Here is an 8,021-nt window from a genome sequence, read left to right on the forward strand (position 1 = left end):
CAGGCCGCACGCTCGCTGCCGGTGAATGATCCAGCAGATATTGCCCGGCCGCCGGCCCAGACATGTCCAGATGATGGCGGAAAGCTCCAGTATGTCACTACACTCTGCGCATGACTTTCCATGCTCTTGGTGTCGGCCAGCTCAAGCCCGGCACTCATCTGCGCCACTGCAAAGGAGGCACTCCGTCGTGGTAGGCAGCGAGTATCTCCCAGCTTTGCCAGTCGGATACTTGCTGTTGACCGATTACGCCTGATGACTTGGATCCTGCTGCTCCCCGCTGTGCTGCTGGCGGCTGGCTGGCTAGGCCTGCGCTGGTTGCGCCGTGAGCTCACGCCGCCGCAGCTCTCGCATCCCGAGCCTTCGTCCACCGATCCGCTACTCCAGTGGGTCACCATTCCTGCCACCAATGGCAAGCAACTCTCAGCCCAGTGGCTGCCGGCGGGGGAGGGTGGTCCAAGAATGGGCATGGCGATCTTGATGCACGGCTGGGGCGGCAACGGCAGCCAGTTGCGAACGGCTGCCGTCGCCTTGTGCGGCCAGGGCTGGTCCGTGCTGCTGCCCGACGCCCGCAGCCACGGGCGCAGCGATGGGGACACCTTCAGTTCCCTGCCGCGCTTTGCCGAAGACCTGGACGCCTGCCTGGATTGGCTCCAGCGGCACCAACTCCATCCTACGCCAGATCAGGGTCAGGTTCCGGTGGTCCTGCTCGGGCACTCGCTGGGCGCGGCGGCCTCCCTGCTATGTGCCTCTCGCCGTTCTGACGTCAGCGCCGTGGTCAGCGTCTCGGCCTTTGCTCACCCGGAGCAGGTCATGCGGCGCTGGCTGGCGGAGTACCTCATCCCGTTCTGGCCGATCGGCTGGCTGGTGAACCGCTACATCGAAGGCGTCATCGGCCACCGCTTCGACGACATCGCGCCGGTTCGCACCATCGTGCGGGTGAAGGCCCCGGTGCTGCTGGTCCACGGTCGCGAAGACGATGTGGTCCCGCTGTCCTGTGCCGAGCAGCTCAAGGCCGCGGCGCGCCACGCCGATCTGCTGGTAGTGCCCGGCCGGCATGACAGCTTCGTTGACGAGACGGAGCTGAACCGGCAGGTGCTGGCCTGGCTCGCAGGCCTGCCGGCGTGAAGTGCCAGTTGGCGCAGGCGAGCCCTACGGCGTGCTCCTTTGGCATCTTGACCAGGCGCCGCTTCGGCATCCCGGCCAATGTCCAGCAGGATCGTCCTGAACCTGGGACGCGTTCTTGCTGCCTCAGGTTGCCTGTCTATCGGAATCGATACATCCATCAATCAATTCAATGATGCGGTCGCAACGAGCCGCCAATCTCGGGTCGTGGGTCACGATCAGGAAGGTGGTGGCCTGCTGGCGGTTGAAATCGCGCAGCAAATTGAACACCTCATCGGCTGAATGGGTATCCAGGTTGCCAGTCGGTTCGTCGGCTAACACCAGCGCCGGATTCATGGCCAGGGCACGGGCGATCGCGACGCGCTGCTGCTGGCCACCGGAAAGACGGTTGGCCAGATGCCGCCTGCGCTCGCCCAGGCCGACCTGACCCAGCAAACGAGCCGCGGTCTCGAACATTTCCCGCTCGGGACGGCCACGAGCCACGAGCATCGGCATGGCGACGTTTTCCTCGGCGGTGAAGGCCGGAATTAGGTTGTGGTGCTGGAAGACAAAGCCGATCCGCTTGCCCCGCAGGCGGGTCAGCTCGGCGTCATCGAGCCGGGCGATGTCCTCGCCGTCGATTTCCAGCTTGCCGGAGGTCGGCCTGTCCAGCAGGCCAATCAGGTTGAGCAAGGTGCTCTTGCCCGAGCCTGATGGGCCGATCAAGGCGGCAAACTCGCCGCGCTGCAAGCGCAGGTCGATGCCGTGCAGGATCTCGGTCTCGAGATCGCCGCTGCCGTAGGACTTGCGGATGCCTTCCAGGTGCAGTACGTCATCTTGCATGGTTTCAGCCTCGAATCGCCACTACGGGATCGAGCTGGGCCGCACGCCGAGCCGGCAGCAGCGCCGCGAGGATACCCACCACACTGGCCCCGCCTGCAGCGATCAATATCAGGCTGGGCTCGACACTGATGATGAACATGGCTGTTCCGTCCGGGTTGCGCGCCAGCACGTGCCACAGCATCAGCAGGCTCCAGGCCAGCAGCGAGCCCAGCAGCGAGCCGAAAAAGCCGACGATGCCGCCCTGCAACAGGAAGATGCGCAGCATCTGTGCCTGCGTTGCACCCATGGCGCGCAGGATGCCGATTTCCTTGCTGCGCTGGATCACCGAGACGACCAGCACGCTGGCGATGCCGAAGGCCACCGACAGCGCGATGAAGAAGCGGATGACATTGCTCGAGACGCGCTGCGAGGTCAGTGCGGTGACGAACTGGGCGTTGGTCTTGATCCAAGAATCGGCCGTCAGCCCGGTTTCGCCGGCGATGCGGCGAGCCAGTTGTTCGGCTTGGTCGAGGTCGTGCAGGGCCAGGTCGATGCTGGAGACACCGCCGACCAGGTCGAGCAGGCTTTGCGCCGTGCGCAGGCCGACATAGACGTTGCGCGCATTGACGCCCTTGTTGCCGAGGTCGAACAGACCGTTGATGGTCAGGGTTTCGCTACGGCCGTCTGCCACGCTCAGGCGAAGCTTGTCGCCCAACTCGGCACCGAGATCCTTGGCCAGCTCGATGCCGATTACGGCCTCGCCGGCTCCGACTCGCAGTTGTCCTATGGTCAGCCGCTCGGTCAGTGCGATGACGCGGTTGTAGCGTTGCGGATCGATGCCCACCATCGTGATCGCCTTGTTGGCCTCGCCACGGATGGCGAAAGCCGGGCCAGAGGCGACCGGCGAGACGGCGGCAATTTCCGGCCAGGTCTGCAGGCGGTCGCGCAGCGTCTGCCACAGGTCGATGGTGCGCAGGCGCTGGGCATTCTTTTGCAGGCGCAGGGCCGTGTTGGCGCTGGCTTGCTGGGGCCGGGGCAGATCCTCGGTGGGTAGCAGGGTGATATGCGGCTGTGATGAAAGGGTGCGCCTGATCAGATTGTCCTGCAGTCCGCTCAGCAAGGCCGACATGAAGACGATCACCGCCACTCCGACCCCAACGCCCACGATGATGAGCAGCGACTGCATCCGCCCCTCGCGCAGAAAGCGCACGGCGGCGATCCATTCGAAGGGCAGCCAGGTTTTCAATTTCGGCTCTTATTTCCGCTCGACCGTGGTCACGCGCCGACCTTCGCTGACCTGGTCACCCGCGAACAGCACGATCTCGCCCCCCTTAAGGCCGTCGACGATCTCGCAACGACCCGACCCGCGCAGGCCAAGACGGACCGGCTGGCGCACGGTCCGCTGGTCGCGCACAGCCATCACCCATGGCACGCCGGTAGCGTCGCGCACGCTGTCGCAGGGAACGCTCAGGGCATTGGGGCGCTTGGCCGCCTCGATGTCGATGGACACCGTCATATCGTGGCGCAGATAGGTCGGTGCTTCCGGTACTGCCAGGCGAATTTCCACCGAACCGCGCTGGGCGTCGATAGAAGGAGCGATATAGCTGAGCCGGGCTTCAAAGCTCTCGCTCGGGTAGGCGTCGGCTGAAACCCGGGCCCGTTGGCCCAGGGCCAGCAGGCTGAGGTTCTTCTCGTCTATCTGTGCCGTCAGTTCGGTGTCCATGTCTGGAGCCAGGGTCAGCAGCAGTTTGCCCGGCTGCACGGTAGCGCCGACTTCGGCCTGGCGCGTCAGCACCTGGCCAGCCACCGGGGCGCGCAAGCTGGCATAGTCCAACCGGGCTTGTGCGACCGCTAGTGCCGCACGGGCCTGCTCGACGTTGCTGCGAGCCAGGCGAACCTCGCTCCCGTCCTGGCGATAGTTGCTGACCTGGATGAGGGCTGCCTGCAACTGACTGGCGGCTATATCGCGGGTCCGATGAGCATCATCAAGCTGGGCCGGACTGTAGAAGCCGTCGGCGACCAGTTCGGCGACCCGTTGATGATGACGCTCGGCTTGACGGGCAGTGGCTTCGGCCTGGCGCAGGGTCTGCTCGGCCAGCGGCAGGTTGGCTTCGCTGATTTGGCGCAGACGATTCTCGGCCTGGGCCAGGCTCGCCTGCGCCTGTGCAAGACTGGCCTGCCATTCCGCTGAGTCGAACTGAAGCAGCAGCTGGCCAGCGCTGACAGCATCGCCTTCCTTCACCAGAATGGCGCTGACGCGGGCCGTGATCTGGCCGGACAGCTCGACACGTTCAGGGGTACGAACCCGCCCGCTCGCCACCACGGCTTGGCGCATTTCGCCCTGTTCGACCTGGGCTCCTTCGACCTGTTCTCCGCGCAGGGTGGCGAAGGCGACCGCAGTGAGCACCAGTCCGCCAAGCAGTATGGCAAGGCCTAGTGTGCGATTTTTGCGGGCGGGAAACTGGATCATGGCTGGGTAGAACTGTCAAAGATACCCTAGTCCAGTATACGCCCATTGATTCAGCCTAACGGCTTGTGCCGGTTGTGAAAGGCAGAACCCAAACTGGCAGTGGTAGTGCCAGTGCCAAAGCCGGTTGAAGGAGGGTAAGCTGCTGACTTATTTAGACTTGTAGGAGTCGTGGCAGGCCTTGCAGGTGGCTGCCGCATCGCCAAAAGTCTTCTTCACGGCATCCAGGCTACCGGTCTTGGCTGCGGCATCCAGGGCCATGGCAGCGGTCATCAGCTTGTCTGCGCCGACCTTCACCTTATCCATTTCGGTCCAGAGTGCAGGCTTGGTCTTGCTCTCGAGCTTCTGGGTATCAGGCGTGAAGCCTGCCCAGGGGAGACGGCTGAGCATCAGCACCACGGCAGCATCCTCCTGGGCTTTCTTGGCATCGAACGGCACCTTGCCGTTGGCCATGGCGCCCAGCCGGCTGAAGTGGGTCCCCATCACCGAGAAGGCACTCTGGCGATATTTCACCGCTTCTTCGGGTTTCTGGAACTGTGCCTGGGCGGCACCTGCCGACAACATGGCTGTCGCAAGCATCAAGGCGTGACGTGCTTTCATTGCAAGCTTTCTGTATGGATAAAGTTTGGCAAAAGGAGTATGCCAAGTCATGATGGTCATACCCCAAGCAGTATATGATGTCGTTGCATATTTGGTGTGTACTTTTCAGCGGTAAGCCCCGCTGCAAGGAGGATAAAAAGATGGCTCGGCTTCGTATATGGGACCTGCCCACCCGCTTGTTTCACTGGCTGCTGGTACTGGCCGTGGTTGGACTGGTCATCACGGGCAATCTTGGAGGCGAGTGGATGACCTTGCATTTCCGCCTGGGCTATGCGGTGCTGGCCTTTCTGCTGTTTCGCCTGGCATGGGGATTCGTGGGCGGGCATTGGTCGCGCTTCGCGCAGTTCATCTATTCGCCGCTCACGCTGGTGAGCTACCTTCGGGGTCAGTCCAGGCCCGAACACGAACTGGGCCATAGCCCCACTGCTGCCCTGTCGGTTTTTGCGCTGCTGTTGGTTCTGTGCCTGCAGGTCGTCTCTGGCCTGTTGAGCGATGACGAGATCGCCTTTACCGGCCCGCTGTCGCGCTTCGCACCCTCTGATTGGGTCTCACTCGCAACCGCCTACCATGCCGAGTGGGGCAAGCTCGTTCTGATTGGCCTGGTCGTCTTGCATCTGTTGGCGATCGGCTACTACAAGTGGGTCAAGAAGACCCCTCTCGTGGCGGCCATGATCACGGGTGACAAGACCACGACCCTGCTGCAGCCGGCTTCCGCAGACGGATTCGCGCACCGCATCCTGGCCTTGGTGCTGGCGATTGGCTGCGTGGGCATAGCGGCCTTCATCGCATCCTTGTGAATGCTTGAGTCCTGACCACCCGTCCAGCAGCTGCTTTCGGGTCAACTTCTTTCACCACTGAACCGAGGTAATCATCATGAAGAAACTCTTGCTCGCCACGGCACTGGCCTGTTCCGGCTGGCTGGCCCATGCGGTTGAAATGCCCATCAGCGCGCAGGAAGCGCTGAGCAAGCTCCAGCAGGCCGACAGCAAGGTGCTGTTCATCGACGTGCGTGATCCGGTCGAGATCATGTTCGTGGGCTTCACCGACGCCGTGCATGCCAACATTCCCTTCATGCTGGTCGACCGTACGCGCTGGAACGCTGAAAAAGGCGTGTTCGTGGTCGAGCGCAATCCCGGTTTCGTCGAACAGGTGCGTGCCGCGCTGCGCGCACGCGGTCTGGGTGACGATGCCGAGATCATCACTCTGTGCCGCTCTGGCAGCGACCGCGGCGAGCCCAGCGCCAAATTGCTGCGCGAGAACGGATTCCCGAACGCACGCTTTGTCGTCAACGGCTTTCAGGGCGATGCTCGCAAGGAGGAACCGCAAAAGGGCATGCGCACGCTCAACGGCTGGCAGAACTCGGGCTTGCCGTGGTCGGCCAAGCTCAATCCGGCCAAGATCTACCGCGTCGACCAGAAGTGATCGTGCTCAGAGCAGCCAGTCCGGCTGCAGCAGCATGACCAAGCCCAGTGCCAGCATGACCAGGCCGCTGACCAGCTTGAGCCAGCGGCCACGGCCTTCATCCAGCCGGCGCTGGCTCAGTGCCAGCACGGCGGTGCCGACCATCAGGCTGTCATCGGCGACATAACCCAGGATGTAGAGGCCCAGGTAGCCATAGTGACCGGCCGGGCTCAGGTCCTGCTGCGTCAGGATGGCGGTGTACATGGCCGGCAGTCCTGCCGTGCACAGCAGTTCGATGAAGTTCACCGCCACGGCCAGGCTGGCCACGCCTAGCAGGGCCAGCGGCAGGGAGCGGGTCTGCATCACCCCGCGCATGCGGGCGTACAGCCCGGGCTTGGCCGAGCCGGGAATCGAGAGCGACGGCCCCTGCAGACCGAATGCGAAGTCCTTGAGATTGACGGCGGCGATCGCCAGGGCCAGCAAGGCCAGTCCAGTCCTGACCGTAGCGGACAGCCCGACCGCCAGGAAGATGTTGAGCCAGGCGGCCATGAAGGCGTAGTAGACCAGGCCGCTGACCAGCACGAAGGTGCCGGCGATCAGCGCCATGCGGCGCCGGTCGCGCAGGTGCACCAGCAGCGAGAGCAGGAACAGCAGGACCCACATCGCGCAGGGGTTGAAGCCGTCGATCAGTCCCACTGCGAGCGTGAACAGTGGCAGCCCGAGTGAATCCAGCCTGAGCGTGCCCCAGAAGCCTGCATCCAGGCTGGCTGTGGCAGCAGGCGAGGGGGCCGGTCGCTGGCCCACCAGCCGGTCCAGTTCCGGGCCGGACAGCTCGGCATCGGCAAAGCCCACCAGCACTTGGCCCCGGTAGACAAAGGTCGGCACGCCCGGCGGCCAGAGGCCGCTGTCGCGGCTGATGCGGATCAGGTCGCCGCGCGCGGCATCGTCCTGATCCACCGGGCGGTAGACCACTTGCAGCCAGGGCCTTGTCTGCAGGAACTGCGGCAGGTAGTCCTTGGCCGCGGCGCAATGGGGGCAGCCATCGCGCACATAGACCTCCAGCACGGCGCCAGCCTCGACTTGGCCGTTCTGGGGGCCTGTGCCAGGCGATTTTGCCGCAACGAATGCTGGTATGGTCAGCCATGCCAGCAGCCAGAGCCATTTCAGCCAGTGCACGACTTTCAATTGTCGGATCCGTAGATGATGGCAATTACCCCGCCAGCCCGGCACTGACCCAGCTGGCGGGGAACGTCGGCCTTGCCCGATCTCAGGCCAGGTCGAAGCGGTCAGCGTCCATGACCTTGGTCCAGGCCGCGACGAAGTCATGCACGAACTTCTCGCGGTTGTCGTCCTGGGCGTAGACCTCGGCGTAGGCTCGCAGGATGGAGTTGGAGCCGAACACCAGGTCGACCCGGGTTGCCGTCCACCGGGTCGCACCCGTCTTGCGATCCACGATGTCGTAGCTGTTGCGGCCGGTCGGCTTCCAGCTGTAGGCCATGTCGGTCAGGTGGACGAAGAAGTCGTTGGTCAGCGCGCCGATGCGGTCGGTGAAAGCACCATGGTAACTATTCAGCCCCCCATAGGGCATAGACATGGCCGCGTCAGGCGCAGGCCGCCTGTCGTGCCAGGA

At 63.8% G+C, this 8,021-nt stretch carries 8 protein-coding genes and 1 pseudogene; 3 read left to right on the forward strand and 6 right to left on the reverse strand.

The annotated features are described in order from the left end of the window. The first annotated feature begins 252 nt into the window (after positions 1 to 252). Entirely contained in the window at positions 253 to 1,125 is an 873-nt protein-coding gene (locus C6P64_RS12275) for an alpha/beta hydrolase (protein ID WP_170073097.1), read from the forward strand. 123 nt (positions 1,126 to 1,248) lie between these two features. On the opposite strand, the gene C6P64_RS12280 is transcribed toward C6P64_RS12275, so the two are convergent. From C6P64_RS12280 to C6P64_RS12295, 4 genes are all read right to left on the reverse strand, one after another. Further along, positions 1,249 to 1,944 carry an ABC transporter ATP-binding protein gene (locus C6P64_RS12280; RefSeq protein ID WP_105748856.1) on the reverse strand — a complete coding sequence of 232 codons (696 nt, stop codon included), beginning with the start codon at positions 1,942 to 1,944 and terminating at the stop codon, positions 1,249 to 1,251. A gap of 4 nt (positions 1,945 to 1,948) precedes the next feature. Further along, positions 1,949 to 3,169, reverse strand: coding sequence for an ABC transporter permease (locus tag C6P64_RS12285; RefSeq protein WP_105748857.1), 1,221 nt, complete (start codon positions 3,167 to 3,169; stop codon positions 1,949 to 1,951). A 9-nt stretch (positions 3,170 to 3,178) separates the two neighbouring features. Then, positions 3,179 to 4,393, reverse strand: coding sequence for an efflux RND transporter periplasmic adaptor subunit (locus tag C6P64_RS12290; protein WP_105748858.1), 1,215 nt, complete (start codon positions 4,391 to 4,393; stop codon positions 3,179 to 3,181). A 147-nt stretch (positions 4,394 to 4,540) separates the two neighbouring features. After that, on the reverse strand, positions 4,541 to 5,050 hold the full coding sequence (locus tag C6P64_RS12295) for a c-type cytochrome (protein ID WP_342747538.1): 510 nt from the start codon (positions 5,048 to 5,050) through the stop codon (positions 4,541 to 4,543). Between the two features lie 80 nt (positions 5,051 to 5,130). Here C6P64_RS12295 and C6P64_RS12300 point away from each other — a divergent pair, with 80 nt between their 5' ends. Together C6P64_RS12300 and C6P64_RS12305 are read left to right on the forward strand one after the other, a co-directional pair. Next, a complete protein-coding gene (locus tag C6P64_RS12300; protein ID WP_105748864.1) occupies positions 5,131 to 5,787 on the forward strand; it encodes a cytochrome b/b6 domain-containing protein in 657 nt (218 codons plus the stop codon). Positions 5,788 to 5,863: 76 nt separating this feature from the next. Further along, entirely contained in the window at positions 5,864 to 6,412 is a 549-nt protein-coding gene (locus tag C6P64_RS12305; protein ID WP_105748860.1) for a rhodanese-like domain-containing protein, read from the forward strand. 6 nt (positions 6,413 to 6,418) lie between these two features. On the opposite strand, the gene C6P64_RS12310 is transcribed toward C6P64_RS12305, so the two are convergent. Then, positions 6,419 to 7,576 (reverse strand): glutaredoxin domain-containing protein, encoded by a 1,158-nt coding sequence (locus C6P64_RS12310; RefSeq protein WP_211296841.1) that lies wholly within the window; start codon positions 7,574 to 7,576, stop codon positions 6,419 to 6,421. 82 nt (positions 7,577 to 7,658) lie between these two features. Further along, positions 7,659 to 8,021 (reverse strand): annotated as a pseudogene (locus C6P64_RS12315) (hypothetical protein); the annotation flags it as partial.

Source organism: Malikia granosa (assembly GCF_002980595.1).
GTDB lineage: Bacteria > Pseudomonadota > Gammaproteobacteria > Burkholderiales > Burkholderiaceae_C > Malikia > Malikia granosa.

Excerpts from the sequence above, each read along its gene's own strand:
- C6P64_RS12275 (WP_170073097.1), top strand. The coding sequence starts at position 253 with ATGACTTGGATCCTGCTGCTCCCCGCTGTGCTGCTGGCGGCTGGCTGG.
- C6P64_RS12280 (WP_105748856.1), bottom strand. The coding sequence starts at position 1,944 with ATGCAAGATGACGTACTGCACCTGGAAGGCATCCGCAAGTCCTACGGC.
- C6P64_RS12290 (WP_105748858.1), bottom strand. The coding sequence starts at position 4,393 with ATGATCCAGTTTCCCGCCCGCAAAAATCGCACACTAGGCCTTGCCATA.
- C6P64_RS12295 (WP_342747538.1), bottom strand. The coding sequence starts at position 5,050 with ATGACCATCATGACTTGGCATACTCCTTTTGCCAAACTTTATCCATAC.
- C6P64_RS12300 (WP_105748864.1), top strand. The coding sequence starts at position 5,131 with ATGGCTCGGCTTCGTATATGGGACCTGCCCACCCGCTTGTTTCACTGG.
- C6P64_RS12305 (WP_105748860.1), top strand. The coding sequence starts at position 5,864 with ATGAAGAAACTCTTGCTCGCCACGGCACTGGCCTGTTCCGGCTGGCTG.